This is a genomic window from Bacillus sp. 5RYD7K, from assembly GCF_059831465.1.
This window is the reverse complement of the sequence record NZ_CP191200.1, coordinates 3,653,247-3,677,832: the sequence shown is the minus strand read 5'-3', so window position 1 is coordinate 3,677,832 and position 24,586 is coordinate 3,653,247. Positions and strand designations below refer to the sequence as shown.

The 24,586-nt window shown below is 47.4% G+C and carries 31 protein-coding genes, 1 tRNA gene, 1 pseudogene and 2 riboswitches; of the genes and pseudogenes, 20 read left to right on the top strand and 13 right to left on the bottom strand.

What is annotated here, in order from left to right:
• Nucleotides 1-13: 13 nt before the first annotated feature.
• Complete coding sequence (locus tag ACQE26_RS17985) at nucleotides 14-907, top strand: RluA family pseudouridine synthase (RefSeq protein ID WP_500470213.1); 894 nt, start codon at nucleotides 14-16, stop codon at nucleotides 905-907.
• Nucleotides 908-940: 33 nt separating this feature from the next.
• On the opposite strand, the gene prpE is transcribed toward ACQE26_RS17985, so the two are convergent.
• Nucleotides 941-1,690 (bottom strand): bis(5'-nucleosyl)-tetraphosphatase PrpE, encoded by a 750-nt coding sequence (gene prpE / locus ACQE26_RS17980; protein WP_045925339.1) that lies wholly within the window; start codon nucleotides 1,688-1,690, stop codon nucleotides 941-943.
• Between the two features lie 226 nt (nucleotides 1,691-1,916).
• Here prpE and ACQE26_RS17975 point away from each other — a divergent pair, with 226 nt between their 5' ends.
• The 10 genes from ACQE26_RS17975 to ACQE26_RS17930 all read left to right on the top strand — a co-directional run bounded on the left by ACQE26_RS17975 (nucleotide 1,917) and on the right by ACQE26_RS17930 (nucleotide 10,797).
• Entirely contained in the window at nucleotides 1,917-3,761 is a 1,845-nt protein-coding gene (locus tag ACQE26_RS17975; protein ID WP_500470212.1) for a monovalent cation:proton antiporter family protein, read from the top strand.
• Between the two features lie 52 nt (nucleotides 3,762-3,813).
• Nucleotides 3,814-3,922, top strand: a riboswitch (TPP riboswitch).
• A gap of 85 nt (nucleotides 3,923-4,007) precedes the next feature.
• On the top strand, nucleotides 4,008-4,715 hold the full coding sequence (tenA, locus tag ACQE26_RS17970; RefSeq protein ID WP_500470211.1) for a thiaminase II: 708 nt from the start codon (nucleotides 4,008-4,010) through the stop codon (nucleotides 4,713-4,715).
• The gene (gene tenI, locus ACQE26_RS17965) at nucleotides 4,693-5,301 is read left to right on the top strand and encodes a thiazole tautomerase TenI (protein ID WP_438421614.1); all 609 of its coding nucleotides are present in this window, start codon (nucleotides 4,693-4,695) and stop codon (nucleotides 5,299-5,301) included. The genes tenA and tenI overlap by 23 nt, the downstream gene beginning before the upstream one ends.
• Nucleotides 5,294-6,403 (top strand): glycine oxidase ThiO, encoded by a 1,110-nt coding sequence (gene thiO, locus ACQE26_RS17960; protein ID WP_500470210.1) that lies wholly within the window; start codon nucleotides 5,294-5,296, stop codon nucleotides 6,401-6,403. The genes tenI and thiO overlap by 8 nt, the downstream gene beginning before the upstream one ends.
• The gene (gene thiS / locus ACQE26_RS17955; RefSeq protein WP_003155008.1) at nucleotides 6,400-6,603 is read left to right on the top strand and encodes a sulfur carrier protein ThiS; all 204 of its coding nucleotides are present in this window, start codon (nucleotides 6,400-6,402) and stop codon (nucleotides 6,601-6,603) included. The genes thiO and thiS overlap by 4 nt, the downstream gene beginning before the upstream one ends.
• Nucleotides 6,600-7,370, top strand: a complete 771-nt coding sequence (thiG, locus tag ACQE26_RS17950; protein WP_095240937.1) for a thiazole synthase — start codon at nucleotides 6,600-6,602, stop codon at nucleotides 7,368-7,370. Before thiS ends, thiG begins: the two co-directional genes overlap by 4 nt.
• Nucleotides 7,367-8,377, top strand: coding sequence for a thiazole biosynthesis adenylyltransferase ThiF (locus ACQE26_RS17945; RefSeq protein WP_500470209.1), 1,011 nt, complete (start codon nucleotides 7,367-7,369; stop codon nucleotides 8,375-8,377). The genes thiG and ACQE26_RS17945 overlap by 4 nt, the downstream gene beginning before the upstream one ends.
• A gap of 22 nt (nucleotides 8,378-8,399) precedes the next feature.
• Entirely contained in the window at nucleotides 8,400-9,212 is an 813-nt protein-coding gene (gene thiD, locus ACQE26_RS17940) for a bifunctional hydroxymethylpyrimidine kinase/phosphomethylpyrimidine kinase (protein WP_101605558.1), read from the top strand.
• A gap of 129 nt (nucleotides 9,213-9,341) precedes the next feature.
• Nucleotides 9,342-10,118 carry an enoyl-ACP reductase FabI gene (gene fabI, locus ACQE26_RS17935; protein WP_013351851.1) on the top strand — a complete coding sequence of 259 codons (777 nt, stop codon included), beginning with the start codon at nucleotides 9,342-9,344 and terminating at the stop codon, nucleotides 10,116-10,118.
• 97 nt (nucleotides 10,119-10,215) lie between these two features.
• The gene (locus ACQE26_RS17930; protein WP_500470208.1) at nucleotides 10,216-10,797 is read left to right on the top strand and encodes a CotO family spore coat protein; all 582 of its coding nucleotides are present in this window, start codon (nucleotides 10,216-10,218) and stop codon (nucleotides 10,795-10,797) included.
• Nucleotides 10,798-10,854: 57 nt separating this feature from the next.
• Here the strand turns inward: ACQE26_RS17930 and cotZ are convergent, their stop codons facing one another.
• The 5 genes from cotZ to ACQE26_RS17905 form a co-directional block, all read right to left on the bottom strand.
• Entirely contained in the window at nucleotides 10,855-11,298 is a 444-nt protein-coding gene (gene cotZ / locus ACQE26_RS17925) for a spore coat protein CotZ (protein WP_016938206.1), read from the bottom strand.
• 148 nt (nucleotides 11,299-11,446) lie between these two features.
• Nucleotides 11,447-11,929, bottom strand: a complete 483-nt coding sequence (gene cotY, locus ACQE26_RS17920) for a spore coat protein CotY (protein ID WP_047478023.1) — start codon at nucleotides 11,927-11,929, stop codon at nucleotides 11,447-11,449.
• A gap of 150 nt (nucleotides 11,930-12,079) precedes the next feature.
• Entirely contained in the window at nucleotides 12,080-12,580 is a 501-nt protein-coding gene (cotX, locus tag ACQE26_RS17915) for a spore coat protein CotX (protein WP_053573564.1), read from the bottom strand.
• Between the two features lie 92 nt (nucleotides 12,581-12,672).
• Nucleotides 12,673-12,987: a spore coat protein gene (locus tag ACQE26_RS17910; protein ID WP_500470207.1), complete on the bottom strand. Its 315-nt coding sequence runs from the start codon at nucleotides 12,985-12,987 to the stop codon at nucleotides 12,673-12,675.
• A gap of 40 nt (nucleotides 12,988-13,027) precedes the next feature.
• Nucleotides 13,028-13,414 carry a spore coat protein gene (locus ACQE26_RS17905; RefSeq protein WP_060963071.1) on the bottom strand — a complete coding sequence of 129 codons (387 nt, stop codon included), beginning with the start codon at nucleotides 13,412-13,414 and terminating at the stop codon, nucleotides 13,028-13,030.
• 170 nt (nucleotides 13,415-13,584) lie between these two features.
• Between ACQE26_RS17905 and ACQE26_RS17900 the strand changes: the two genes are divergently transcribed.
• The 4 genes from ACQE26_RS17900 to spoVIF all read left to right on the top strand — a co-directional run bounded on the left by ACQE26_RS17900 (nucleotide 13,585) and on the right by spoVIF (nucleotide 15,096).
• Entirely contained in the window at nucleotides 13,585-13,941 is a 357-nt protein-coding gene (locus tag ACQE26_RS17900) for a DUF1360 domain-containing protein (protein ID WP_015388440.1), read from the top strand.
• A gap of 288 nt (nucleotides 13,942-14,229) precedes the next feature.
• Entirely contained in the window at nucleotides 14,230-14,427 is a 198-nt protein-coding gene (gene yjzK, locus ACQE26_RS17895) for a protein YjzK (RefSeq protein ID WP_500470206.1), read from the top strand.
• Between the two features lie 92 nt (nucleotides 14,428-14,519).
• Complete coding sequence (locus ACQE26_RS17890; RefSeq protein WP_060963069.1) at nucleotides 14,520-14,675, top strand: YjcZ family sporulation protein; 156 nt, start codon at nucleotides 14,520-14,522, stop codon at nucleotides 14,673-14,675.
• A 166-nt stretch (nucleotides 14,676-14,841) separates the two neighbouring features.
• On the top strand, nucleotides 14,842-15,096 hold the full coding sequence (spoVIF, locus tag ACQE26_RS17885) for a sporulation-specific transcription regulator SpoVIF (RefSeq protein WP_016938198.1): 255 nt from the start codon (nucleotides 14,842-14,844) through the stop codon (nucleotides 15,094-15,096).
• A 66-nt stretch (nucleotides 15,097-15,162) separates the two neighbouring features.
• Here the strand turns inward: spoVIF and ACQE26_RS17880 are convergent, their stop codons facing one another.
• Nucleotides 15,163-17,448 carry an ATP-dependent helicase gene (locus tag ACQE26_RS17880; RefSeq protein WP_500470205.1) on the bottom strand — a complete coding sequence of 762 codons (2,286 nt, stop codon included), beginning with the start codon at nucleotides 17,446-17,448 and terminating at the stop codon, nucleotides 15,163-15,165.
• Between the two features lie 120 nt (nucleotides 17,449-17,568).
• Between ACQE26_RS17880 and ACQE26_RS17875 the strand changes: the two genes are divergently transcribed.
• A complete protein-coding gene (locus ACQE26_RS17875; protein ID WP_500470204.1) occupies nucleotides 17,569-17,823 on the top strand; it encodes a hypothetical protein in 255 nt (84 codons plus the stop codon).
• Nucleotides 17,824-17,844: 21 nt separating this feature from the next.
• Nucleotides 17,845-17,952 (top strand): annotated as a pseudogene (locus ACQE26_RS17870) (subclass B1 metallo-beta-lactamase); the annotation flags it as partial.
• A gap of 38 nt (nucleotides 17,953-17,990) precedes the next feature.
• Here the strand turns inward: ACQE26_RS17870 and ACQE26_RS17865 are convergent.
• The 6 genes from ACQE26_RS17865 to ACQE26_RS17840 all read right to left on the bottom strand — a co-directional run bounded on the left by ACQE26_RS17865 (nucleotide 17,991) and on the right by ACQE26_RS17840 (nucleotide 21,535).
• Nucleotides 17,991-18,713 carry an ABC transporter permease gene (locus ACQE26_RS17865; protein ID WP_500470203.1) on the bottom strand — a complete coding sequence of 241 codons (723 nt, stop codon included), beginning with the start codon at nucleotides 18,711-18,713 and terminating at the stop codon, nucleotides 17,991-17,993.
• Nucleotides 18,706-19,443: an ABC transporter ATP-binding protein gene (locus ACQE26_RS17860; RefSeq protein WP_060963065.1), complete on the bottom strand. Its 738-nt coding sequence runs from the start codon at nucleotides 19,441-19,443 to the stop codon at nucleotides 18,706-18,708. The genes ACQE26_RS17865 and ACQE26_RS17860 overlap by 8 nt, the downstream gene beginning before the upstream one ends.
• Nucleotides 19,444-19,677, bottom strand: a complete 234-nt coding sequence (locus ACQE26_RS17855) for an AbrB/MazE/SpoVT family DNA-binding domain-containing protein (protein ID WP_060963064.1) — start codon at nucleotides 19,675-19,677, stop codon at nucleotides 19,444-19,446. It abuts the gene before it with no gap.
• A 159-nt stretch (nucleotides 19,678-19,836) separates the two neighbouring features.
• Nucleotides 19,837-20,268, bottom strand: coding sequence for a GNAT family N-acetyltransferase (locus tag ACQE26_RS17850; RefSeq protein WP_464862809.1), 432 nt, complete (start codon nucleotides 20,266-20,268; stop codon nucleotides 19,837-19,839).
• Between the two features lie 4 nt (nucleotides 20,269-20,272).
• Nucleotides 20,273-20,788, bottom strand: coding sequence for a YjcG family protein (locus ACQE26_RS17845; RefSeq protein WP_016938190.1), 516 nt, complete (start codon nucleotides 20,786-20,788; stop codon nucleotides 20,273-20,275).
• Nucleotides 20,789-20,812: 24 nt separating this feature from the next.
• Nucleotides 20,813-21,535 (bottom strand): esterase family protein, encoded by a 723-nt coding sequence (locus ACQE26_RS17840; RefSeq protein WP_500470202.1) that lies wholly within the window; start codon nucleotides 21,533-21,535, stop codon nucleotides 20,813-20,815.
• A 174-nt stretch (nucleotides 21,536-21,709) separates the two neighbouring features.
• A riboswitch (SAM riboswitch) is annotated at nucleotides 21,710-21,835 on the top strand.
• A 69-nt stretch (nucleotides 21,836-21,904) separates the two neighbouring features.
• Between ACQE26_RS17840 and ACQE26_RS17835 the strand changes: the two genes are divergently transcribed.
• The 3 genes from ACQE26_RS17835 to ACQE26_RS17825 all read left to right on the top strand — a co-directional run bounded on the left by ACQE26_RS17835 (nucleotide 21,905) and on the right by ACQE26_RS17825 (nucleotide 24,406).
• Nucleotides 21,905-23,026: a methionine biosynthesis PLP-dependent protein gene (locus tag ACQE26_RS17835; RefSeq protein WP_500470201.1), complete on the top strand. Its 1,122-nt coding sequence runs from the start codon at nucleotides 21,905-21,907 to the stop codon at nucleotides 23,024-23,026.
• A complete protein-coding gene (gene metC / locus ACQE26_RS17830; RefSeq protein WP_500470200.1) occupies nucleotides 23,019-24,194 on the top strand; it encodes a cystathionine beta-lyase in 1,176 nt (391 codons plus the stop codon). The genes ACQE26_RS17835 and metC overlap by 8 nt, the downstream gene beginning before the upstream one ends.
• Nucleotides 24,195-24,333: 139 nt before the next feature.
• Nucleotides 24,334-24,406 (top strand) — tRNA-Val (locus tag ACQE26_RS17825).
• Nucleotides 24,407-24,586 lie beyond the last annotated feature (180 nt).

The following is a 24,586-nucleotide window of genomic DNA, read 5'->3' as shown; positions in this document are numbered from 1 at the left end:
AAGAGGAAACGGATTGAACAACTTTTTTATCCAAAAGAATATTTCAGCCCGGGAAGCCGGCATGACGGTAAAAGAATATACGGCGCAGCTCGGCATTTCGAAACGGCTTCTCGCTGACATCAAATTCGGCGGGGGAGATCTTCTTGTCAATGGAGAGCATGTAACCGTCCGCGCCGTATTAGCGGCAGGGGATGTGCTTAGGATTGAATTTCCAAAGGAGCATGTGAGTGAAACGCTTTTGCCTGAGCCGGTTCCGCTTGACATTCTTTATGAAGATGACCATGTGCTGGTGGTCAATAAACAGCCGTTTGTTTCCTCAATTCCATCACGGGAACACCCGTCGGAAAGCATCGCTAACGGAGTGATCAGCCATTACTTAAAAAGCGGCGTACAGTCCACGGTTCATCTCGTCACCCGTCTTGACAGGGATACGTCGGGAGCGATGCTGATCGCCAAGCATCGGCTTGCTCATTCTCTTTTGTCGGCAGCGCAGAAGAAGGGGCTTGTCAGCAGGCGGTATCTCGCTGTCGTACACGGCGTCATGCAGCAGAAAGAAGGAACGGTGGACGCGCCCATCGGCAGAAAACCCGGCAGCATTATTGAGCGGATGGTAACGCCGGAGGGACAAAAAGCGGTAACGCATTTTCAAACAGAAAAAACCGGACGTGTGTTTACGCTTGCGCAGTTGCGGCTTGAGACGGGGCGGACGCATCAAATCCGGGTGCACATGAGTTACCTCGGCCATCCGTTAGTCGGTGATACGCTGTACGGCGGAAAAAACGAGGGAATTGCACGGCAGGCGCTTCACAGTGAGCGGCTTTCATTCGTACACCCCATAACAGGAGAAACGCTCGTTTTTCTTGCTCCCGTTCCTGACGATATGAAAACATTGATCGAACATATGTAAAGCCCGAACCGTTTACCGGTTTCGGGCTTTTTTTCATGTCTGACTGCCTTGATCCTCGCGAAAGCGTGAAGCATCATAGGGCATTGAGCTTTCCACAGAGACGGTTTCATGCTCCGGAAAGCGAAAGCCTGTCAGCTGATTCCCGAAGACGCATCCTGTATCAATGTTGATTGTACGGTTGACGATCCGGGGGCGTTTTACCGGGGTATGGCCGTAAACAATCCATGCCTTACCTTCATAGGCAGCGGCCCAGTCTCTTCTGACGGGTCTGCCGTCGGGATACGTTTCACCCGTGATATCGCCGTACAACACAAATTCTTTTACCTTACGCGAGTATTTACCGATATCGTCAGCTTTTATGCCGGCGTGGGCGACAACGAGATCGCCATTATGTAAAATGTCATAAAGCGGCGCTGACTCATATAATCGGATAAATTGTCTGGAGACTTCCGTTCTGTCGGCGGGAGACAGCTCTTTCAGTTCGGCTGCCGTCGTTTCCAGTCCGTGCATCACTTTTACGGGGTTTCCTTTTAAGTAACGATACAGTTTGTTGCAATGATTTCCCGGGACATAACGGACGATGCCTTTTTCATATGCTTTTGCCACGAAACGCATCACATCTACGGATTTGGGGCCTCTGTCTGTTAAATCCCCCGCAAAGACAAGCGTTCTGTCTTCAGAATGGACGGGCATTCCGTCTTTCACTTCATATCCGAGCTTTTGCATTAACGCGATCATTTCGTCATAACATCCGTGTATATCGCTGATGATGTCATAAGCCATTCTGTCAGCCTCCCTTTTCCGGTTTTTTATTTATTATGGGACTAATTCCTTTACCTAATTACGCTGTTTTGGTACAAATTAAAAAAAGAATTTGAAGAATTAATGCCTTATCACTTTTTTTTCGCCGCCAGCCTTGTTAGAATATGCGTTATGTTTTTAAAAAAAGTAAGGTATTGCCCGCTTTAAGCGGGCTTTTATAACCCTTGTTTTAAGGAGGTATTTACAAATGGAACACACATCAGTCGCTTCTTTAGTCGTCGTTCTGATCGTCGCTTTTTTGACGCCGCTCCTTTTACATCGGTTTAAGCTCAGCATTCCGGTCGTCGTCGCGGAAATCATCATGGGGCTTATTATCGGAAAAAGCGGCCTGAATCTCGTCGTTCAGGGAGACACGTGGCTGGAGACGCTGTCTGTTCTCGGCTTTATCTTTTTAATGTTTTTAAGCGGATTGGAAATTGACTTTTCGTCATTTGAGAAAGGGAAGAAAAAACAATTCCTTCCGAACGGCAAGGAAGCACCCAATACGTTTTCTGCCGCACTGATCATATTTTTCGGCATCTTTATTTTATCATTGCTGCTGTCCTATGCCTTTGTATTAGCCGGTTTTATTCAAAACGCATTTTTAATGACGCTTATTATTTCGACAATATCACTCGGTGTGGTCGTTCCGACTTTAAAGGAAGAACGGATCATGAATTCAAATATCGGCCAGATTATTCTGCTTGTCGCCGTTATTGCGGACTTGGCTACGATGATTCTGCTCGCTTTCTTTTCTTCTCTTTACGGGGAAGACAGCGGAAATATGTGGCTTCTTTTGATTCTCTTTGCCGCGGGTGTGGTGCTGTATTTCTTCGGCAGGATCTTTAAACACCGCTCATTTGTGCAGTCGATGTCTAAAGGCACCGTCCAGATCGGCACGCGAGCCATTTTTACACTGATTATCGTGCTTGTCGCTTTATCGGAATCTCTCGGGGCGGAAAATATTCTCGGTGCATTTTTAGCAGGCGTTTTGGTATCGCTTCTGTCGCCGAATAAAGAAATGGTGGAGCAGCTGGATTCATTCGGCTACGGGTTTTTAATTCCGATCTTTTTCGTCATGGTCGGGGTAAAGCTGGACATATGGACGCTTTTCCAAGATCCGAAAACATTGACGATGATTCCGCTGCTTCTGCTGGCGCTGTTTATCAGCAAAATGTTCCCGGTGTTTTATTTAAAGAAATGGTATGACAAAAGAACCGTGTTTGCTTCGGGGTTTTTGCTGACTTCTACGCTGTCGCTTGTTATCGCGGCGGCTACGATCGGAGAAAGGCTTCACATTATCAGCGCCAATATGTCCGGCGCGCTGACTTTGGTTGCGGTTATCGCCAGCATCATCTCACCGATCGGCTTTAAAAAATTATTCAAGCGGCAAAGTGCGCCGCAGGAAAAAAAGCGCATTACATTTATCGGCGCCAACCAAATGACGCTTCCGGTGACGCTGGAGCTGCCTGATGAGGAATATGATGTGCGGGTCGTCCATGTGTATCAGGAAAATGCCGGGGAAAAGCTTGCGGAATCCGTTTTTTCTGTTGAAACGATTTCTGATTACGAGCCCGGCACGCTTGAGTCGCACGGTATTTTTAAAACGGATATTCTTGTCGTGGCGACGGGAAATGAAGATGTGAACGCTGAAATCGCCTTAATGGCGAAAGAGAAAGGGACTGAGCGTATCATCGCAAGCGTCGGCTCGGTTGAACATGAAACAAAACTGAAGGAAGAGGGCATCAGTATTTTTTCTATCCTTCTGTCTACAAAGACGCTCTTGCGCGCATTAATTGAGGCGCCGGGCGTGATGAACCTTCTGACGAATGAAGAGTCTTCGCTTTATCAGATCAATCTGGAAAACACAGCGTATGACGGCATTATTCTGCGCGAATTTCCGCTGATGGGCGATGTGATTTTCGTCCGGATTTTCAGAGGTGTGGACAGCATCGTTCCGCACGGGGACACGAGGCTGAAAACAGGAGACCGTCTCATCGTTACGGGCTCGCGCAACTACGTGTCGGAGCTGAGAAAAATCCTTGAAGCTTGACCAAATTGCATTTCGTGATAAGATAGAAGGCATAACAAGTAAATGATAATCGTATGACCACTAGGGGTGTCCTTCATAAGGGCTGAGATAAAAGTGAGACTTTTAGACCCTCATAACTTGAACAGGTTCAGACCTGCGTAGGGAAGTGGAGCGGTATTTTTTGGGTTCCTTTTATCCAGATAAATTCCAAACCACTTTTCCGATGCGGGAAAGTGGTTTTTTTATTTTATCAGGGGGGAAAACTTTATGACATTTTCTGAAGAATGCAGACTGGCGGCAGCCGAATGGTGGGACGGAAGCTTTGTTCATCCGTTTGTAACAGGGATCGGTGACGGAAGCCTGCCGTTAGATCGTTTCAGTTATTATGTGCTGCAAGATTCCTACTACTTGACGCATTTTGCAAAAGTTCAGGCGTTTGCAGCCGCATATGCCGAAGACTTGTTTACGACGGGAAGGATGGCGGGCCACGCTCAGGGCACATATGAAGCGGAAATGGCGCTGCACCGCGAATTTACGGAGCTTTTAGGGATTACAGAAGAAGAGCGTGCGGCATTTAAGCCGGCACCGACAGCCTATTCTTATACGTCTCATATGTACAGATCGGTGATGAGCGGCCGTTTTGGAGAAATTTTAGCCGCGCTTCTGCCCTGCTATTGGCTTTATTATGAAGTTGGCGAACGCTTAAAGGAATGCAAACCGGAACATCCGATTTACGAAAAATGGATCAGTACATACGGCGGAGACTGGTTCAGACAGCAGGTCGAAGAACAGATCAGCCGTTTTGACGAGATTGCTGAAAACAGCACAGAGGAAATCCGCGCGAAAATGAAAGAGAATTTTGTGATTTCAAGCTATTATGAATATCAATTTTGGGGAATGGCTTATCAAAAAGAAGGCTGGTCGGAGAAGGGCGGAAAAGAGGTGGAGTCCTTTGGAGCTGCACGCCGTAACTGATAATCGCAAACCCGTTGCCGAGCTGGCCGAGGATATTCTATCGATTCAGCGCGAAGTGAGCTTTATCCATATCCGTGAGCGGGGCAAAACAGCGGGAGAGATCATGCAGCTTTTGTCACTGTTGAAAAAAGGCGGTGCGGATAAGGACAAATTGATCATCAATGATCGGGCAGATATCGCGCTTTTTGCCAATATACAACGTGTTCAGCTTCCGTCCAGCAGCTTTTCCGTAAAGCAGGTGCGGAGCAGATTTCCCCATCTCCATATCGGACGTTCGGTTCATTCACTGCAAGAAGCCGTCCAAGCTGAAAAAGAAGATGCGGATTACGTGGTGTTCGGCCATGTGTTTGAAACGGAATGTAAACAAGGACTTGAGGCAAGAGGCATCGGCCTGCTTTCAGATATCACACGTACGCTTTCCATCCCCGTCATTGCAATCGGCGGAATGACACTGCAGACGATCGGGCTCACAAAGCAGGCGAAACCGGACGGAATTGCCGTTATGTCGGGCATTTTCTCAGCTGAAAACCCTGAGGAGGCGGCAAAACGGTATGCACGCGCGGTGAGGGGGGCTGATGATGAATAAGCACTATGATACGGCGGTTATCGGGGGCGGAATTATCGGATGCGCCATTTCTTATGAGCTGGCGAAGATGCAGCAGAACGTTGTCTTGTTTGAAGACGGAGCAATCGGCCGAAAAACGACAAGCGCTGCGGCGGGAATGCTTGGCGCTCATGCGGAATGTGAAAACCGTGATGCGTTTTTTGATTTTGCTATGCACAGCCAAAGGCTGTATGATGCGGCAGGGCAAGAGCTTGAGGAAGCCAGCGGCATTAACATCAGGCGCCATAACGGCGGAATGCTTAAATTGGCGTATACAGAAGAAGACATGACCCGTTTACGGAAGATGGATGATTTACCTTCCGTCACTTGGCTCTCAGCAGAAGAGGTTCTTGAAAAAGAGTCTTACGCTTCAAAGGACATTCTCGGCGCATATTTTATAAAAGACGATGTCCATGTCGAACCTTACTATGTTTGCAAAGCGTATGCAAAAGGGGCGCGGCGTTATGGCGCTGACATATATGAGCATACACAAGTCACTTCCGTAAAACGGATGAACGGGGAATACTGCATCACAACGTCCGGCGGGGATGTTTATGCTGACAAAGTCGCAGTTGCAAGCGGTGTATGGAGCGGCCGGTTTTTCAGCCAGCTTGGCTTGGGACAGCCTTTTTTCCCTGTGAAAGGAGAATGCCTCTCTGTGTGGAATGACGAAATCCCGCTGACCAAAACCCTTTACCATAATCAAAGTTATGTCGTTCCGAGAAAAAGCGGGCGGCTTGTCATCGGCGCCACGATGAAACGGGGCGACTGGAGCGACACGCCTGACGTCGGCGGGATTGAGGCTATCATTGCGAAAGCGAAAACCATGCTGCCCGCCATTGAACATATGAAAATAGACCGGTTTTGGGCGGGGCTCAGGCCGGGAACAAAAGACGGAAAGCCGTTTATCGGGCGGCATCCTGATAACAGCGGCATCATATTCGCCGCCGGCCATTTTCGAAACGGCATCTTGCTAGCTCCGGCAACGGCTGAAATGGTGCGGGATATGATCCTGGGAAGACAGGTTAAACATGAATGGGAAGAAGCGTTTCGAATTGATCGCAAGGAGGCTGTTCAAATATGATCCTTCAGCTGAACGGAAAACAAATTGATTGGAATCGAAAAGAGGGGACGGTTCAGGATTTGCTTGAATCGTATCAGCTTGATCAAAGAATCGTAGTTGTAGAAAGAAATAAAGAAATCATCGAAAAAAAGAATTATGAAAACACAAGTTTGTGTGATCGCGATGTCATCGAAATTGTCCATTTTGTAGGAGGCGGATGAGGATGTTAACAATAGGCGGAAAACAGTTTCAGTCAAGATTGCTGTTAGGCACGGGAAAATATCCGAGTTTTGAGATTCAGAAAGAGGCGGTGGCTGTCTCGGAATCAGATATTTTAACCTTTGCGGTGCGGCGGATGAATATCTTTGAACAGTCTCAGCCAAACTTTCTCGAACAGCTTGATTTGTCTAAGTACACGCTTCTGCCGAATACGGCCGGTGCCGCAACGGCTGAAGAGGCGGTCAGAATCGCCAGGCTTGCTAAAGCTTCAGGGCTTTGTGACATGATAAAAGTGGAAGTCATCGGATGCAGCCGGTCACTTTTGCCTGATCCGGTTGAAACGCTGAAAGCATCAGAGCAGCTGCTTGAAGAGGGATTTATCGTTCTTCCGTATACGTCAGATGATGTCGTGCTCGCAAGGCGTCTTGAGGAGCTCGGAGTCCATGCTATTATGCCGGGCGCTTCACCGATCGGTTCAGGCCAGGGAATTTTAAATCCGCTGAATCTGTCCTTCATCATTGAACAGGCGAAAGTTCCGGTCATTGTCGATGCCGGCATTGGTTCTTCAAAAGACGCTGCCTGCGCGATGGAGCTGGGAGCGGACGGCGTGTTATTAAATACCGCCGTGTCAGGCGCTGATGATCCGGTCAAAATGGCCCGGGCGATGAAGCTTGCCGTAGAAGCGGGCCGCCTTTCTTATGAAGCCGGGCGGATTCCGGTGAAAGATTACGGAACTGCAAGCAGTCCGCGGGACGGTCTTCCGGTATGACGGACAGATATTCCAGACAGGAGCTGTATCAGCCGATCGGTCCCTCCGGACAGGAGAAGCTCCGGTCGTCTCATGCCGTGATTATCGGCGCGGGTGCGCTTGGCGCGGCAAATGCGGAGATGCTTGTCAGAGCAGGGGTCGGGAAGGTAACGATCGCTGACAGAGATTATGTGGAGTGGAGTAATCTCCAGCGCCAGCAGCTTTATACCGAAGATGACGTCAGACAGGAAATGCCGAAAGCCGCGGCAGCTGAAAAGCGGCTTACATCCATAAACAGCGATGTAGATGTGAAGGGATTTGTCATGGATGTCACTGCGGAAAACGCACCCGGACTGATTTGTGACGCATCTCTTATCATTGACGCGACTGACAACTTTGAAACGAGGCTGATTGTGAACGATGCGGCTGTACAGAAAGGAGTTTCTTTTCTGTACGGCGCCTGTGTCGGCAGCTACGGACTCTCCTTTACCGTCATTCCCGGGGTCACGCCGTGCCTTCACTGTCTGCTTGAGACATTGCCTTTAGGCGGTATGACATGTGATACGGCGGGAATTATCAGTCCGGCTGTATTACAGACGGCTGTTTTTCAGACTGCAGACGCGCTGAAGCTGTTAACGGGCGGACCTGTTGAGCATGTTCTCCGTTCGTTTGATTTGTGGAAAAATGAACGGTCCGAAATAAACGTTGCCCGTCTCAAGAAAGCTGATTGCCCGAGCTGCGGCACAAACGATTTTCCGTTTTTATCTTACGAGAATCAGTCAAAAGCGGCTGTTCTGTGCGGGAGAAACACGGTACAGATCAGAACGGGAATCTCAGAGCCGTTTGACCTGCAAAGGCTTTCGGGACAGCTCAGACGGGCCGGGCTTGACGTTTCGGCCAATCCGTATTTAATTTCTTTCCGCACAGACAGTTTCAAGATGGTTCTGTTTCGTGACGGCAGAGCATTCATTCACGGCACAAGCGACATCAGCAGAGCGAAATCTTTTTATCATAAATGGATCGGATAATGCGAAAGGAGAGAAAAACAGCATGAGCATTTGCAAAGCATTGACGATTGCCGGGTCAGATTCAGGAGGAGGGGCCGGTATACAGGCGGACCTGAAAACTTTTCAGGAGCTCGGCGTCTTCGGGATGTCAGCCATTACAGCGGTAACCGCCCAGAATACATTGGGTGTTCACGGCATCTACCCGCTCACCCGGGAAGCGCTCGGCAGCCAGATCGACGCGGTGGCGGAAGATCTGCGGCCTGATGCGATAAAAACGGGAATGCTGTGGAGCGCGGAGATGATTGCGGAAATTGCGGAAAAAATGGATCAGTACAGACTGGAGCATCTCATCACCGATCCCGTCATGATTGCCAAAGGAGGCGCATCCCTGCTGCGTGAGGAAGCACAGGCCGCGTTAAAAGAGCTGTTAATTCCGCGCAGTTATGCGATTACGCCGAATGTTCCGGAAGCTGAGGCATTGACCGGAATGGAAATCCGTACGTTTGAAGACCGGAAAAAAGCGGCCGAACGCCTTTGCCAGCTTGGCGCAAAGAACGTCATCATAAAGGGCGGACATCAGCCTGAACAGGGAAAAATCGTTGATTTATTATTTGACGGTTCATCTTTTACCGGAATCAGTCACGCCTATATTGACACGAAACATACCCACGGAACGGGCTGTACATTTGCGGCTGCGCTGACGGCGGAAACCGCAAAAGGAAAACATATTCAAGCCGCTTTTGAGACAGCCGCCAACTTTGTGCGTGAAGCCGTGGAACATACGCTCAGCATCGGAGCGGGACACGGGCCGACAAATCATTTTGCCTATAAAAGAAACAGTCTGCAGACGAGATAAAAAGAGACCGCTTCAACACCCGGCGGTCTTTTTCCCATGCTTTCAATCTGGACAAGGTTATGATATGATAAAAATTATGATCAGGTACTAAATTATGTCTTTAAGACGATTACAGGAGGCTTTATACATATGAATTTCTCACTAGAAGGCCGCAACATCGTTGTGATGGGCGTTGCCAATAAACGCAGTATCGCCTGGGGAATCGCCCGCTCGCTTCACGAAGCCGGAGCGCGCCTCATTTTTACTTACGCAGGGGAGCGATTGGAAAAATCAGTTCATGACCTTGCGGCTACATTAGAAAGAAATGATTCTCTCATCCTTCCGTGTGATGTGACAAATGACGCTGAGATCGAAACTTGCTTTGCGAGCATTAAAGAGCAGGTCGGCGTGATTCACGGCATTGCGCACTGCATCGCGTTTGCAAACAAAGAGGAGCTTGTCGGTGAATATTTAAATACGAACCGTGAGGGATTCCTGCTTGCGCATAACATCAGTTCTTACTCTCTGACAGCGGTCGCAAAAGCGGCTCGTCCGATCATGACTGAAGGCGGCAGCATCGTCACACTCACTTACCTCGGCGGCGAGCGCGTCGTTTCAAACTATAACGTAATGGGTGTTGCAAAAGCGTCTCTTGATGCAAGTGTCAGATATTTAGCGGCTGACTTAGGAAAAGAAAACATCCGCGTCAACAGCATTTCAGCAGGACCGATCCGTACGCTTTCTGCAAAAGGAATCAGTGATTTCAATTCTATCCTGAAAGAAATCGAAGAGCGCGCGCCGCTGCGCCGCACGACAACACCTGAAGAAGTGGGTGACACGGCCGCATTCTTGTTCAGTGATCTGTCAAGAGGCATCACGGGCGAAAATCTTCACGTTGATTCCGGTTTCCATATTACCGCACGTTAATTGACAAGCAATCCCTTTTTAGGGATTGCTTTTTCTTTCTTCTGATTTTAATCATTCCGTCATATAGATAAAACATGACAGAATCGGAGGGATGAAGATGTCAAAACAAAACAGAAACGCGGACAAAAAACCGCTCATGTATATTGTGCAGCCGGATTATTCAGACACGCAATCATCAATGCAGGATATATTAATCAAAAGGAAAACACCTCAGCCGCCAATAGAAGAGCCCGCTCACGGAAAGCAGGAGGAAAAAAGTAAAGCTCAGCCTGTCGAAGCAGCGCCTGCCGAATCAGAAAAGCAGACACCTGAACAGCACAGCCGCACAGAGGAAGCCGCACAAGAAGTTCCGGCTCAAGTGCAGGATGCTGCTGAGCCCGACGCCGCAGAAAAAGAGCCTGAAGCGGTTCACAATGACGCCTCGGAGGAGAGGGTTCCGCCAAAGCGCGTGAAAAAGCCGATGAGCAGAATGTCTATTCTTGAAAAAATTGATTTCTTAACGAAACTGCCGCATAATATGCCCCGGGCGCTTTGTTTGATAGAAGCCAACGGGAAAACTTACAGAGGCGTAATCGTCGGCAGAAAAAATGATGCCATCTATTTGAGGACGACGAGCAACGGTGCGCCTGCGGAGCTTGCCATCAGCGATATCACCTCGCTGCATCCGCTCGGTTTTTAACCATACAAAAAGCTGCCTGAATTCTTTACTCCGGCAGCTTATTTTTATGCTTTTCGGTTAAGAATGTGTGCGGTTCAGCAGTCTCGGGCTAAGGCAATTGATGGCGCAGAAGCTGTGAAGATCGACTTCAACGCAATAGTTTGTTTTTTCTAAACGGAATACATCGCAGACAGAATCTTTATCTGTAAAATCAAGAATGTGCTTATGTTCGTCAAAAGCAATAAGCAGGCTTAATGTGGCACAGCCGTCACAGACTCTTTCAACTCTGAAAAAAAGAGTATTAAAGCACGGACCGTTATCCAGCTCGCCGACATTTCCGAAGGCGATAAACGGCGATGATTTAGAAGTGAAAAGCACAAACGGCACTGTATCGCCTAATGAAAAACCCGGCGATAAAAGGTTGGAATAGCATCCGGCCGGGCAATCTTCCTCAACCGCATTTTGCAGGTCCTCAATATTTTCTACCGCTTCACGCACACAGTATGTTGTATTCTTACTCATAATTTCCCTCCTGACTTCACGTTTTAAATGGCACCGGATTAAACGATATCGGAGAGTCAGCCGCCCGGGCGTCCGGGCGGGCTGATGATTGCATCTGTAATAGAAGGTTGGAAGGGGATTCCTCTTTAGAAAAGATGCGAATCAATGACTATCCGTGATGCTTTTTCTCTTTGTGCGGCGCAGGCCGGTCGACAAGTTCGGGTGAAAGGCATTGAATGGCGCTGAAGCAGCTCAGATCAACTTCAATGCAAAAATCTGTTTTTTCTAAACCGAAGAAATCCGGATCACAAGGATGGCAGACGCTGAGGGTGTCGCCGTGCACATCTACGGGGCGCAATATGGAAAGCGTCGCGCAGCAATCGCAAACTCTTTCTGCCCGGAAGAAAATAGACTCGAAACACTGGCTGTCATCCGCAAATCCTCCGACGTTCCCGAATGTGGAGAACAAACCGCCTTTTTTATCAAACAAGAGAAACGGGATGGTATCTTTACCGGTAACCGTCGGGCTTAACAGATTGGTATAGCATCCAGTCGGGCATTGTTCTTCAACAGCCTCTTGTTCTGCTAAAATCTTCTCGACTGCATCGCATACACAATTTTCATCTCGGCCATGGTGTTTTCCGCAGCTCATGGATTTCAGCTCCTTCTTTTAGGGTATTTGACTTTTGTCTTTAACAACATATGTACGCGAGCCTCACTTGGTGTGGGTGAACGTCTATATATTCATCATATGCGGAGAAAATAAGAAAAAGCAGAGCGTTTTTTAGCTCTGCTTTTCTTTTTAGAGGACGAGAGTGATGACTAAGATGGCAACCAGTGTATTTGTCGCTGTTGAGATCAGCGTTGCGATATCAGCATCTACTGTTGTCACGTTTACGCCGCGGGAGTTTTCGATGAGTAATTTTTGGCGGTTGATTTGTTTGTTAGCTGTCAGCTGCAGTAAGTCTTGTGCGACCAATTCAGCGATGACTCCGTCAGCGATTGAAGTGAGCGTAGCCGTTACGACTGCTGCATTAAGTGCTGTTACAACGGAAGTGACTGCCTGAACGTCTGTCGATGTCACGTTAATGTCGCAAGAATCTCTGATAATAATCGCTTCTTCAGAAACTTGTTTGTTGATGTTCGCCTGGGCCAGGTCTTGGTCGATGAAGGCGTTATCTTCGCCGAATCCGTTTCCGTTACAGCAAACACTGCATCTTCTGCCTTCTTTTTCTTCTTTTTCTTCTCGCGGATGTTCGCATTCAGGATCAAGTGCAACCCAAGAGTATGGTCTGCTTTCCATATCTATTCCTCCTTTTCTTTTACTATTATTAAATGAGCCGGCCCCTTACTTTGACTCAGGCATATATCCTGATAAAAATCACTATTTTTTAGTTATTGACCGGGATTTTGGCGTCTTTGCCGGAGCTGTTCGATTAATTGTTCTCTGCGGGTTTTCGGAGTTGTCTGCTGTTCTTGTGCTTTTTCCTGCTCTTTTTTCTGTTTCTGGCTTTCAAGAAAAGCTTCTGATTTAGCCTGCATGTCTTTGACTAAAGCGATCAGCATTTCTTTTTCTTCATCAGGTATTTCCCGTAATTTATCTTTTGTCACGCCGTGTTTTTTGAAGACATTGCTGACAAGCACTTTTAAAAGCGGATCCACTTCTGGTAGATTTTCGAGTTCTTTTTTGATTTTTTCGTTGTCTGCCATTTGTTCTCACCTCTAATTTAAAAAATTTGAATAGAAAGAGTTAAAGGATGTCTAGTTCAGCAAAAAGTATATTTAATAATTGAAACAAAATTTGTACAAAGGCCATGATATCGTCTGCTGCCAGTGTGATTTTGACATTGCGGCTGTTCAGAACTTGAATGACGGTCCTCTTTTTTATTTGGCAATCATCCAGGATCAGCAGTTCGGTTACCATTTGGTCGGCTGTGTCTTCATCTGCGATCACGAGCTGTGTCGCGAGGATAATCGCCGCAGTAACTGAGGCTTGTATAGAAAGAGCGGCCGTTATATGTGTTGTATCTACTGTGACATTTTCGCAATCAATCACTTCGATCTTCTGCTCGAATTCGTTGGATAATTGTTCGAATATTTGCGGTTGCAGTGTTTCAACATTTTCTTCAAACGACATAACCTTCACTCCTTTCTCATTCATACTTTATATAATGCAAATGAAACGCCGAGCGGAATAAGAAAAACAACTAAACCGCACCTATTTTTTTCCCGGACAAGGTGCGATTCATGAAGAACAGGGTTTTCGCATATATATTAAGAGGTCAAGTTTTAAAAAGGAGTGAACAGGTGGTTATCAATTGGCTTTCATTTATTCTGTTATCGTTTGCCGTTTTTCGGCTGGCCAGGCTTTTCGTATTTGACACCATAATGGCGCCGCTCCGGAGCCTTTTTCACGAGGAAAAAACAGAAACCGCACCAGACGGCACGACAGAAACCTATATTGTCATAAAAGGCAAAGGTATCAGGGCTTTTATCGGAGAACTGCTCAGCTGTTACTGGTGTACGGGCGTATGGTGCGCCGCCTTTTTAATTGCGGCGCAGATTGTGATTCCTGAGGCTGCGCAATGGCTGATTTTGCTGTTAGCCATAGCCGGCGCGGCGGGGATCATTGAAGCTGCGGTTTCGCGTCTTCTCCAGGAATAAGGCGGTTCCATCAGCAACTTACCATTATTTTCTGCATAAAATGGTATATATGACATAAGGAAAGGAAGGATCAACATGAATCAATCAAGCAAACCTTCCCAAAACACTCCATACAAATCCACTGAGTATCAGCCTTACGAAAAAAAAATTAAAAAGAAAGGCTGCGGCTGCGGCCAAAAGAAAAAACCGAGATAGCCGTTTTCTAAAAAAAACCGGGGATTCCGGTTTTTTTGTTTTTTGCCGAACACCGGTCCCTGTTCCGCATAGATCATAGGAGGAGGGGTTGTTATGAATATATTTGAATCGTTGATCAATGGAAAATACCGCAGACACAATCAAAATCAGCAGGAGCATAACAAACATATCTTATCTATTGAAAAGCAGCTGTCAGAGTTTGATAAAGCCGGTTTGCGCTTCGAGGAATGGATAGATGCGTTTGCCGCTGAAACCGAAGCCAAACTGAAGAAAAATGAGCATTCTCAATAAAATGAAATGAAATCCGCACCGGCCCTATGCATTTATCCAAGCCAAACAAGTCTCATCACATAGAGTATAGAGAGTAAAGGAGGTGCTTAAGTATGGGATTCGGATATGGCGGATACGGAGGCGGCTACGGCGGCTGCGGCGGATACGGTGGCGGCTATGTCGGAGGCGGCGGATACGGCTCAACATTTGTTCTTGTTGTCGTATTGTTCATCCTCTTGATCATTGTCGGTGCATCCTTTTTCGGCTAAACCTTAGCTAGACCCAGGATAAGCGCGGGACCATTCAGTCCCGTGCTTGCCTGATGTATGAAGGCGTATGAAAACGGGGTAGCGGAATTTTTCCGTTGTCTTACGGGCACATGTTCCGCCCTTTGTTCATACAATATCGTATTACTCCACAAAAAGGAGGCACAACATGGATAATCAATTTTTCAAAAATATTGAGAAGAAAACAGGCGTCAGCATGAAGGATGTCATGAACCTCGCGGGATCATTGCAAAATGCAAATTTCAAAGATGAAAACACGGTGAGAGGTGTCATTCAGAAGGTATCCCAGCTGGCTAACAAACGTGTACCGAAAGAATTGGAAGACAAAATCGTCCAATCGATTACAAGCGGTAAAGAGAAACTTGATTTTGGCACCATTTCTAAAATGATGGACAAAAAATAGGCGTCAGCCGGCCTTATTGAAGGCCTTTTTATGTGAGAAGAACCCGGCAGTGATCTGCCGGGTTCTTTATATTCTGAGTGCGCTCCGTCTGTCCGTCCGAAGAAGGGGCTCAAGAAATCTTGAACTGCGCGCTGTTTTCCCCCGTCTGTTCGCGGGACATGATACATATAAATGCTGCATGGCCCTTGTCATTGCGACGTACAGAAGCCGTCTTTCTTCTTCGAGCGGAGCGGGATCGCCCTGTCTCGCCGTCTCAAGTGCGAAGTCATGGGGGATCGAACCGTCAGCCGCGCCTAAAATATAGACCGTATTGAATTCAAGACCTTTTGAGCGGTGAATGGTCATCAGTTCGACGCCGTTTTCATCGGTTTTCAGATTCTCGGCGGCGCGCATATGATCGACATGCGCAAGAAAATCCGGAATGGTTTTAAATTTTTTAGCGGCCACTTTGACGTCCCGGAGATCATCAGAGCCTTTTTCCAGCTTGTTTCCTTCATTGCCCCGTTTTTTTAAATACTCGGAAAAGCCCATTTTGCTTTCGGCGAAGGTGATGGCTTCAACGGGCTTCATTGTCCGGATGCTGGCGAAAAACGGAACGATCTGCTTGATTTTCCCTATTTGAAACGGCTTCAGGTCAGGCAGTTTCGTCAGCGCCTTAATCATCGTGCAATCTTCTGTGATTGACAGCGCCTTTAGCGTTTGCAGGGCGGATTGCTTTAAAAATAAGGCCGGAAGCAGATCTTTCACTGCATCCGTATCATCCTCGTTCTGGCTCGCGTATAAGTAGGCGAGGATCTGCCGGACGATTCTGCGGCTGTAAAACGTCTGCACGCCCCTGTCGGCATGGTAAGGGATTGATGATTGATGCAGTCTTTCATAAATGGCCCGTCCGGCGCTGTTTGTCCGGTAAAGCACGGCAAAATCGCCAGGGCTCGCCCCGTTTTGAATTTTCTCTTTTATATCCGAAACGATCATGGTCGCTTCTTCTTCCTCATCGTAAGGATAAAACATCACGGGATCATGAGCGCCGTCTTTGACGGCAGAAAGTGTTTTTTCATACCGTTTTTTATTTTTCTTTACGACGGTATGAGCGCTTGAGACGATCGGGTGCGGCGAGCGGTAATTTGCCGTTAAGTAAATGGTTGTTGCTGCCGGATAGTCTTTCTGGAAATCAAGGATGAAAGACGGGCTGCTTCCGCGGAACGCATAAATGGATTGGTCGTCATCCCCCACGCAGCACAGGTTATTCTCAGGGCTTGCGATCAGCTGCATAATTTTATACTGTACAGGATTAATATCTTGAAACTCATCAATCAAAATATGAGAAAATCTGTTTTGATACTGTGCGAGAATATCAGGCCTGCTTTTTAACAGCTCATAACAGCCTTGAGCCATGTCATCAAAATCAAACTGCCGATTTTCCCGCTTTTGCCGTTCATAATGTTCATAGAGCCTGTATACTTTTTTCTCCCAGTCATCCGCAAGCGGGATTGTCTCATGGGGGAGGTACGTGTTTTTCCAGCAGCCGATAAGCTGAAGCGCCTGGTCGACAGGAAACTCTTTTTCGTCCAAATGTTCTTCATAGAGCGCCTTTTTCACATATTGCTCTCTCTGCCATTCCATTTTTAGAAGCTGGCTGCCGTTCCATTTTGAAGAATCAAAATGATAGAGTATTTTATAGAAAAAGCTGTGGAATGTTCCCGTCACGAGGCGGGAGACTTTGCCGGCTGCCAGCCCGTACTCAGTCGCCATCCGCTCTTTCATTTCGGCGACGGCTTTTGTCGTAAAGGTCACAAGCAGCATGTTCTCAGGTGAAATGCCGAGATGTTCAATCATATGGGCGGCGCGGGCTGTCAGCACCCTCGTTTTTCCGCTTCCCGCTCCGGCGAGCACCAGCAGGGGCCCGTCGGTTTCTGTGACTGCCCGCATCTGTTCACGGTTCAGGCTGATACCGGGAAACAGCGATGTATCAGCCGCTTCAGATGTTGGGGAAAACGGCTCGGCTGCAGGCACTTTTTTCGGGCTTTTCCATTCTGAGACGATCGGTTTCGGATTCTCTGAAATCGCTTTTCCTTTCGGCAGGCGGAACATGCCGGCTTCCTTATACTCTTCCTTTTCCTTCTCCGCTTTTGGCTCCTTGGCCGCGCATGCTTTTTCACAGGCAGTAAAGTCTCCCTTTTGCCGGTGATAAAATGCCGGCTGCTCTAAAATCGAAAGCCGCATGAAGACGGGCTGGTCACAATGTGCGCAAAAAATATTTCCTTTCTGAGCTTCTTCAAAAAGGAATTGGTAATGTTCTCTAGAATATGTATGTAAATGTATCGTTCGGTTATTCAGTCGGGCGCATTTCAAAAAGGGGTCCTCCCATTAAAAGGTGTTCATCCATTTGATAGACAAAGAATATCATAACAAAAGAACCGCGTTTCAAAAAGTAAGATTAAGGGAAATGAAAAGCGAAGGGGAGGGGTACATATGATTTATGCAGGACGGATTCAAAACCAGCAGTATACTCAATACGCAAACCGGACAGCGGGTTATAGGCCTGATTACGCCGGCATTACGAAAGCGGCCGCCCTCGCCAATGACAGGCTGTACAGAGAGGTGGAGCGCCGCCAGGAAAACACCGCAGCCGCAGAAAAGAACGTACATGAGGAAAAACGTAAGCGCTCTCTTTCCCGCTTGCCGCAAATTATGGGAAAAGGCCGATTGATTAATCAATACGTGTGAAAAAACCCGGAAAATATCAAAGTGATGAAAAGATATCAAGATATCAGTATTGTCGTTCCGGGCCATGGCAGCCCGGGAGATGACCGTTTGCTGCCTCATACGATAAGTCTCCTGAAAGAAAAGCAATAAAGAAGACCGGCGCTCCCATTACGGAGTGCCGGCCTTTTTTATCTCTTTCTGATTTTCATAAAACAAAGGAAAGCAAGTGCAAGCGCCAAAACGGCATATCCCGCTATCGGCCAAACATGCTGATGAAATGAAGAATAATCTCCAGATATGACTTCCTGAGCCAGCTCGATCGAGTGGACAAACGGCAAGGCATAAGCGATATGTTTGAACGTCTCACCGAGCAGATTGACATCCATCCAAGCTCCGCCCAGAAATTGCACGAGTGTTATATAAATCGTTCCGATACCCGAAATTTGTTTGTCCGTAAACACAGCACCTAAACATAAACCGAAGAAAACGGACATCATCGCAATCGGCAGCAGTACAGCGATACCGGCGAGAAGATTGATCCATTCGGCTGACAAACCGGCAGCCGCTGCTGCGGTAAAACAAATGACAATTTGTAAAACGGCCAGCGGCAGCATCGGCAGTGCATAACCGACAACATAATCGGCTGTTTTTAAAGGGGAAGCAAACAAACGGGTCAGAAGGGCAGTCTGTTTGTCTTTTGCGATCAGCAATGCAGAGAACATCGTAAGGAAAGCAAAGCTGAAAACAATGAGCCCGGGTGCTAAATGCTGGACTTTAAAGGTGTCAAGCGGCGCATTTTTCTCAATCGCCGTAAACAGAAACAATAGAATAACAGGCAGTGCGATTCCAAGGATGATAGATAGGGGATCACGAAAAATCTCTTTTCGGTTGCGTATGGCGAAATCAAGCATAAAGACCCGCCTCCCCGTCACAAATCGCTAAAAAGGCATCCTCAAATGTGGCTGAATGAGTTTGCTTTTTCAGAGCCTCCGCCGTACCCAGTGCTTTTAATGTCCCATTTTCTAAAATGCAAATACGGTCTGCCAGGGCTTCGGCCTCTTCTAAATAGTGTGTCGTTAAAATAATCGTCATGTCCCCCTTTAATGCCTCAAGATTTTTCCACAACTCGCGGCGTGAACGGACGTCCAGCCCTAATGTCGGCTCATCTAAGAAATAAATATCCGGCTTTGTAATCATGCCCATGGCGATGCTGAGCCGGCGCTGCATTCCGCCTGATAATGTTTTTGTTTTTGCTCTTTCTCTCTCTTTTAATTGAAACAATTCGAGCATCTCATCCGTTCTTTTTTTTCCTTCTTTTTTGGGAATTCCATAGACTCCGGCTATAAACTCTAAGTTTTCCCGTACGGTTAAATGAGGGGCAATGGCTGTTTCCTGCGGAGATATATTCATTTTCGGTTTAATTTTATCCAAATCAGTCAAAATGCTGAAGCCGAGCACTGATGCATCACCTTCATCCGGAGAAAGGAGGCCGCAGAGCATGCTGATTAATGTCGTTTTTCCGGCTCCGTTCTCACCGAGTAAAGCGAAAAATTCTCCTTTTTCAACTGAAAAATCAAGGCGGTCAACGGCGGCGGTTTCTTTATAATGTTTCGTTAATTGCTTCAGCTCAATCGCGTGCATTTACTCATCCTCGCCATCTGCATCGATTGGCTTTGCGTTTAAAATATCTTTTGCAAATTCGAAAAAGAGTTCTTGTTTTACAAGTGCGATACCCTGCTGGTCATCCCCGAGCATAAGCAGTGAGTCCCCGGGATTTATATCAAAAACATCTCTTGCTTCTTTAGGAATGACAATCTGGCCTTTTGTGCCAACTTTAACGGTCCCGAATATATGCTTTCCTTTAGGTGCTGTCATGTGTATCCCTCCGTTGTGAGAATTGTATTTTTTGTATGAATTGTAATACTTCGTATACTAAACATACATCAACCTTCCATAAAATTCAATAAAATTCATGAAAAAGTAATATTTTCATAAAAAAGCACTCCTGCCATATCAACAGGAGTGCTTTTGATTTTATCGTTTGTGTTCCTTTATCATTTCCAGATGGGGGATGCCGGCATCAAGAAATTCTTCGCCGGATGTGACGCGGTACCCTTGTTTTTCATAAAACGGAACCGCCTGCGTCTGCGCATGTAGGATAAAGCTGCCGGCGCCCTGGGCGGCCGCCGCTTTTTCAAGCGCCTGCATAATGATGGCTCCGACACCGAGAGAGCGGTGGCTTTTCATCACGCAGATACGCTCTAATTTTCCGCGCCCGTCTTTCAAGCGCCATCTGCCGGCTCCGACCGGCTGACCGCCGTCATAAATGACAATATGCTCTGACGCGTCTTCGAATTGATCAATTTCCTCTTCTTCCGGAACGTGCTGCTCTTTAACAAAGACCTCTTTTCTGACGAAAAAAGCGTCGTTCAGATGTTTTTCAGTTTTTGCAACGATGGCTTCCAAACAGTTATTCTCCTCCGCCTAATAAAAATGTTTCGTACACAGTCCATGAGCCGTTATCCAGCTGATAGAGCAGGTGAAAACGGTCAATGACTTCTTCGTGGGAAATGTCCTGCATTTTCAGCTGTCCGAGTACGTCGGAATGTTCATCTGACGACAGCTTCTGGCCGACCGTGACATGCGGAACGAAGCTGTATTCCGGCTTACCGGATAATGCTCCTGAATAGCATTTCTCACTCAGGGTTTTTAATTCTTCCGTCGGCTCCGCTTTCATATATATCACATTATTCACAGGAGAAAACGAGCTGTATTTTGTGATCTTCAGAACGAGCGGGTGCGACTCTTTCGCCGTCTGTCTCAGCTGTGATACGATCTGCTCGATTTCCTGTTCTGTCGCTTCAAACGGATCTCTTACCGTCAGATGCGGCGGTATGAGCGCGTAGCTCGGGTCGTAGCGTTTCCGGTACGAATTTGCGAGATCCTGTAATTTTTTTGATGGAAATAAAACAATACCGTATTTCATGAAAGTTCCCTCCTTAATGAATGGTTACAGCATTTTTTTCAGCGCCGGCGTGATGAGCGGCTGCCAGTATGTCCATTTATGATCCCCGTCAAAGGTTTCATACGTGTATTCAGACTGTTTGCTTTCCAGCAGCTGTTTGAGCTCTTCGTTCGGCGCGGTGAAATCAAGCACCTGGCCGTCCGTCGTATGGACGTCGGTTTCTTTTTCTCCGATTTGATGATAAACGGATATCTGTTTGAGGTCTTCCGACTGCCGGACGGCATCCAGCACGTGCCCGTCAACATACGGAGACTGCATGATGACGTTTCCAAACATGTTCGGATAGTCAAGCGCCGTCATGAGCGAGACGGTTCCGCCGAGGGAATCCCCGATCATGGTGCGGCCGTATCCGACTTGATAAGTCGGGTATTCTTTGTCGATAAAAGGGACGAGCTCATTTGCGATAAACCGTTTATATGAGGCGAACTTAGAGCCTTCGGGATGGTATGTGTTTCTTCGCTCCCGCACATTTTTATATGGGACGCCGATAATGATGCAGCGGTCAATTTCCCCTTTTGACATGAGCTCTTCCGCCTGCCGCCCGATTCTCCCTAATCTGAAATAATCATGGCCGTCCTGGGCGATGACCGTATGATACTTATACAGAGGGGAGTAAGTGTTGGGCAGGTAGACCAGAACGGTCATTTCTTCTTCAAGCTCATGAGAGAAAAGTTTTTTCTCATGAATGATTCCGGTTTTCGGTGCCACTTTGCATTCCTCCAGGCCGCTTCTTGTCTTGATGGTTTTTCCCTATTGTACCATGAATTATTAGAAATTTCTTTCTTCAGATGCACTTCTTGCGAGAGTTCAGAAAATTAAAAAGTTGTTGAAATCCATTTTATAGTGCGTTAATATAGAACAATCAGAAAATACAAAACAATATTCTTATCACGAGAGGTGGAGGGACTGGCCCTTTGAAACCTCAGCAACCGGTTTGCTTTGCCGCGGGAAGGCAAAGTGCCAAGGTGCTAAATCCAGCAAGCGATTCACATGCTTGGAAGATAAGAGGAAGAGAAAAGCTCCTTCTTCTTATGAAGAGGGAGCTTTTTTATTTTTGAAAAAGGATGGTGCTTACTGATGACGCAGCATGTCGAAACAAAATTAGCCCAAATTGGAAATAGAAGCGAAGAAGCAACGGGAACGGTCAGTCCGCCGATTTATCTGTCCACCGCTTACCGACATAGAGGAATAGGAGAATCTACAGGCTTTGATTACGTGCGCACGAAAAACCCGACACGCCAGCTCGTTGAAGACGCCATCGCCGTGTTGGAAAACGGTGCAAGAGGCTTTGCTTTCAGCTCGGGAATGGCAGCCATTCAAACGATTATGGCTTTATTTAAAAGCGGGGATGAATTGATTGTATCCTCCGATTTATACGGAGGCACATACCGTTTGTTTGAAAATGAATGGAGAAAATACGGCTTAAGCTTTATTTACGATGATTTCAGCGATGAAGACTGTTTACGCTCCAAAATAACGGAAAATACGAAAGCGGTATTTGTTGAAACGCCGACAAACCCGTTAATGCAGGAGGCCGACATTGAAAAAATTGCCCGGATTACGAAAGAAGCCGGCCTGCTTTTAATTGTCGATAATACGTTTTATACCCCGGTCATCCAGCGCCCGCTTGAACTGGGAGCCGATATCGTCATTCACAGCGCCACAAAATATTTAGGCGGGCACAATGATCTTCTTGCCGGTCTTGCTGTCGTAAAGGATGAAGAGCTCGGCGAGATCATGTTTAATCACCAAAATGCGATCGGAGCCGTTCTCCCGCCGTTTGATTCGTGGCTTTTAATGAGAGGGATGAAAACACTCGGGCTCAGAATGCAGCGTCATGAAGAAAACGCCCGTGAACTTGCAGCATTTTTAGAACAGGAAGAAGAAATCGCCGACGTGTTATATCCCGGAAAAGGCGGAATGCTGTCTTTCAGGCTGCAAAAAGAGGAATGGGTCAATCCATTTTTAAAGGCGCTGAAAACGATCTGTTTCGCAGAAAGTCTCGGCGGGGTGGAAAGCTTTATTACATACCCCGCGACACAGACGCACATGGACATTCCGGAAGATATCCGTATCGCAAACGGCGTCTGCAACCGCCTGCTGAGATTTTCAGTGGGAATTGAACATGCAGAAGATTTGAAGCGGGATGTAAAGCAGGCATTACAGCAAGTAAAAGAGGGGGCCGTGTCGTATGAGTAATCAAAATTGGACGCTGGAAACCCAGCTCGTGCACAATCCATTTAAAACAGACGGAGCTACCGGAGCCGTCAGTGTGCCGATTCAGCATGCTTCCACATTTCATCAGTCTTCCTTTGAAGAATTCGGAACATATGATTACAGCCGCTCCGGCACACCGACAAGAACAGCGCTTGAAGAAACGATCGCAGGTCTTGAAGGCGGAACGAGAGGTTTTGCTTTCAGCTCCGGAATGGCGGCGATTTCGACGGCGTTTCTGCTCTTATCCCAAGGCGACCATGTTCTCGTCACGGAGGATGTGTACGGCGGAACATTCCGCATGGTGACAGAAGTGCTGTCCCGTTTCGGAATCGAACACACCTTTGTCGATATGACGGACACAGAAGCGGTTGCCCGCGCCATCCGGCCGAATACGAAAGCCATCTATATGGAAACACCGTCAAACCCGACGCTCGGCATCACGGACATTAAAGCCGTCGTCGAGCTGGCAAAAGAACACGGCTGTCTGACATACCTTGACAACACTTTCATGACGCCTGCACTGCAGCGGCCGCTTGATTTCGGCGTAGATATCGTGCTTCACAGCGCGACGAAATTTTTAAGCGGCCACAGCGATGTGCTGTCAGGCCTTGCCGCCGTCAAGGATGAAGAGCTCGGCAATCAGCTGTATAAGCTGCAAAACTCGTTTGGAGCGGTGCTCGGCGTACAGGATTGCTGGCTCGTGCTGCGCGGATTAAAAACATTGCAGGTCAGACTGGAAAAAGCGAGCCGGACGGCTGAACGGCTGGCTGCCTTTTTTGACGGGCACCCCGCCGTCAAAAACGTTTATTATCCGGGGCTTGCCGGACACCCGGGAGCCGACACTCATAAACGACAAGCGAGCGGAGCGGGCGCCGTCCTGTCCTTTGAACTGGAAAGCAAAGAAGCCGTCAAAAAGCTGGTCGAACATGTATCTCTTCCGGTATTTGCGGTCAGCCTCGGCGCCGTTGAATCCATTCTCTCATACCCTGCAGCCATGTCGCATGCCGCCATGCCGCAAGCGGAAAGGGAAAAACGCGGCATCACAGACGGCCTTCTGCGCCTGAGCGTCGGAGTCGAAAACGCCGAAGATTTAGAACGCGACTTCGAACAGGCATTGAAAAAAATAACTCCCGCCAAAGTCAGATCATAAACGAAAAGGGCGCCGTCAATTTTTGCGACGCGCCCTTTTTTTATTTTAGATAAAAAAAGTGTTGACGAATGGCTGAGCAGGATATATAATTATAAATGTCAGAGAGACAACAACATTCCCAGTAACACATACATATCATGATTCCGTAGCTCAGCTGGGAGAGCGCTACCTTGACAGGGTAGAGGTCGCTGGTTCGAGCCCAGTCGGAATCATAGCCAAAACCCTTGCGTAGCAAGGGTTTTTTACTTTTTATTGAAACGGCTCTAGAGGCTTACATGATTCCAGTAAGAAGGGCAAGGAAATGGCATTGATAGCTATTATGCACTGAAAACCGAAAATTCGTCAGACCGTTCCTTATGAGTTCTCCAGATAGTAACTGCGGATCGAAAACA

Excerpts from the sequence above, each read along its gene's own strand:
- prpE (WP_045925339.1), bottom strand. The coding sequence starts at position 1,690 with ATGGCTTATGACATCATCAGCGATATACACGGATGTTATGACGAAATG.
- ACQE26_RS17975 (WP_500470212.1), top strand. The coding sequence starts at position 1,917 with ATGGAACACACATCAGTCGCTTCTTTAGTCGTCGTTCTGATCGTCGCT.
- tenA (WP_500470211.1), top strand. The coding sequence starts at position 4,008 with ATGACATTTTCTGAAGAATGCAGACTGGCGGCAGCCGAATGGTGGGAC.
- thiO (WP_500470210.1), top strand. The coding sequence starts at position 5,294 with ATGAATAAGCACTATGATACGGCGGTTATCGGGGGCGGAATTATCGGA.
- thiS (WP_003155008.1), top strand. The coding sequence starts at position 6,400 with ATGATCCTTCAGCTGAACGGAAAACAAATTGATTGGAATCGAAAAGAG.
- thiG (WP_095240937.1), top strand. The coding sequence starts at position 6,600 with ATGAGGATGTTAACAATAGGCGGAAAACAGTTTCAGTCAAGATTGCTG.
- ACQE26_RS17945 (WP_500470209.1), top strand. The coding sequence starts at position 7,367 with ATGACGGACAGATATTCCAGACAGGAGCTGTATCAGCCGATCGGTCCC.
- thiD (WP_101605558.1), top strand. The coding sequence starts at position 8,400 with ATGAGCATTTGCAAAGCATTGACGATTGCCGGGTCAGATTCAGGAGGA.
- fabI (WP_013351851.1), top strand. The coding sequence starts at position 9,342 with ATGAATTTCTCACTAGAAGGCCGCAACATCGTTGTGATGGGCGTTGCC.
- ACQE26_RS17930 (WP_500470208.1), top strand. The coding sequence starts at position 10,216 with ATGTCAAAACAAAACAGAAACGCGGACAAAAAACCGCTCATGTATATT.
- cotZ (WP_016938206.1), bottom strand. The coding sequence starts at position 11,298 with ATGAGTAAGAATACAACATACTGTGTGCGTGAAGCGGTAGAAAATATT.
- cotY (WP_047478023.1), bottom strand. The coding sequence starts at position 11,929 with ATGAGCTGCGGAAAACACCATGGCCGAGATGAAAATTGTGTATGCGAT.
- cotX (WP_053573564.1), bottom strand. The coding sequence starts at position 12,580 with ATGGAAAGCAGACCATACTCTTGGGTTGCACTTGATCCTGAATGCGAA.
- ACQE26_RS17910 (WP_500470207.1), bottom strand. The coding sequence starts at position 12,987 with ATGGCAGACAACGAAAAAATCAAAAAAGAACTCGAAAATCTACCAGAA.
- ACQE26_RS17905 (WP_060963071.1), bottom strand. The coding sequence starts at position 13,414 with ATGTCGTTTGAAGAAAATGTTGAAACACTGCAACCGCAAATATTCGAA.
- yjzK (WP_500470206.1), top strand. The coding sequence starts at position 14,230 with ATGAATATATTTGAATCGTTGATCAATGGAAAATACCGCAGACACAAT.
- ACQE26_RS17890 (WP_060963069.1), top strand. The coding sequence starts at position 14,520 with ATGGGATTCGGATATGGCGGATACGGAGGCGGCTACGGCGGCTGCGGC.
- spoVIF (WP_016938198.1), top strand. The coding sequence starts at position 14,842 with ATGGATAATCAATTTTTCAAAAATATTGAGAAGAAAACAGGCGTCAGC.
- ACQE26_RS17875 (WP_500470204.1), top strand. The coding sequence starts at position 17,569 with ATGATTTATGCAGGACGGATTCAAAACCAGCAGTATACTCAATACGCA.
- ACQE26_RS17865 (WP_500470203.1), bottom strand. The coding sequence starts at position 18,713 with ATGCTTGATTTCGCCATACGCAACCGAAAAGAGATTTTTCGTGATCCC.
- ACQE26_RS17860 (WP_060963065.1), bottom strand. The coding sequence starts at position 19,443 with ATGCACGCGATTGAGCTGAAGCAATTAACGAAACATTATAAAGAAACC.
- ACQE26_RS17855 (WP_060963064.1), bottom strand. The coding sequence starts at position 19,677 with ATGACAGCACCTAAAGGAAAGCATATATTCGGGACCGTTAAAGTTGGC.
- ACQE26_RS17845 (WP_016938190.1), bottom strand. The coding sequence starts at position 20,788 with ATGAAATACGGTATTGTTTTATTTCCATCAAAAAAATTACAGGATCTC.
- ACQE26_RS17835 (WP_500470201.1), top strand. The coding sequence starts at position 21,905 with ATGACGCAGCATGTCGAAACAAAATTAGCCCAAATTGGAAATAGAAGC.
- metC (WP_500470200.1), top strand. The coding sequence starts at position 23,019 with ATGAGTAATCAAAATTGGACGCTGGAAACCCAGCTCGTGCACAATCCA.